The sequence below is a fragment of the Sphingomonas sp. CFBP 13603 genome (assembly GCF_014892665.1).
In the GTDB taxonomy this organism is placed as follows: Bacteria; Pseudomonadota; Alphaproteobacteria; order Sphingomonadales; family Sphingomonadaceae; genus Sphingomonas.
In genome coordinates, this window is sequence record NZ_JADBIA010000026.1 from 1 (window position 1) to 1,225 (window position 1,225).

Below are 1,225 nucleotides of genomic sequence, written 5' to 3' on the forward strand. Positions count from 1 at the left end.
GGTGGGTTCAACGGGTGGCTGCAACACGCTGGGCGAACATTTCAGCCGGTGTCTGATACATCAAGGTCTTTCTGGGGCGCTCGTTGAGCTGGCGAGCGATGGCGCTGAGTTTGGCCTGGCTGTGGAGCGACAGATCCGTTCCCTTGGGCAGATATTGGCGCAGCAGGCGATTGGTGTTTTCGTTGGTACCGCGCTGCCACGGGCTTTGCGGATCGCAAAAATAGACGTCGACCTCGGTCGCCAGGGTGAAGCGCTTGTGATCGGCAAGTTCCTTGCCGCGATCCCAGGTCAGCGACTGATAGAGCTCGCGAGGCAGTTTGCGCGCCTGCTTGATCAGGGCCGAGACGACGCTGGCGGTCTCCTTGTTCGCCACCTTGGCCAGGATCACATAGCGTGACTGGCGTTCGACCAGCGTCACGATATGGCTGTTTCGCGCGCCCGAGATGAGATCGCCCTCCCAATGTCCGGGCACGGCGCGGTCCTCGACTGACGCCGGCCGTTCGCTGATCGATATCGCATCCTTGATCTGGCCAAGCCCGTCGCGCTTCAGGCTGGCGTGGCGCGAGCGGCGGATCGTGCGCTTCGCCCGGAGATGCTCGAGCAGCTCCTTCTTCAGGACGCCACGCGCCTGGATGAACAGGCTTTTGTAGATCGTCTCGTGTGACACGCGGTGCTGCTCTTCGTCCGGAAAGCTGCGCTTGAGCCAGCCAGCGATCTGCTCGGGCGACCAGCTGCGGCACAGCTTGCGCGATACTGTTCGGCGCAAGGCCGGATGGCAAGCCAGCTTGCACGGCTTGGGGCGCAGCGCGCGATCCCACGCCGCCTGATCCGAGACGGTCCCGCGATACCGATCCCGACCGCCACCCCGCCCGACTTCCCGGCTGATCGTCGAAGGTGCCCGACCAAGCTGGGCTGCGATCGCTCTGAGCGAGCGGCCGGCGACAAGACCTCTCGATATCTCCTCGCGCTCGCTCAGGCTGAGAGATCGGCCCGACCGCCTGCGCTCCGCCGGACGAATGCCGCCCGACGGCGACAGCACCGAGAAAATCGACGACGACTGCCGATCAAACCGCCGGCCGATCGAACTCATCGACTCCCCGCGCTGCCACCGGTCCCAAATCTCGGATCGCTGTGCCGCCGAGTAGTAAATCCGCTGACGCTGCTTCATCCCCACACTCCTCCTCCTCAAAGAATGAAGTGTTGCGACCACCCGTTGAACCCACCG

Annotated in this window: 1 protein-coding gene; it reads right to left on the reverse strand. The window is 64.0% G+C overall.

The genetic code is table 11. The annotated features are described in order from the left end of the window. Positions 1–7: 7 nt before the first annotated feature. Entirely contained in the window at positions 8–1,168 is a 1,161-nt protein-coding gene (locus IFR23_RS19940) for an IS30 family transposase (RefSeq protein ID WP_192977297.1), read from the reverse strand. Positions 1,169–1,225 lie beyond the last annotated feature (57 nt).

What these genes read in the sequence shown, in the direction of transcription:
- IFR23_RS19940 (WP_192977297.1), bottom strand. Translation starts at nt 1,168, where the DNA reads ATGAAGCAGCGTCAGCGGATTTACTACTCGGCGGCACAGCGATCCGAG.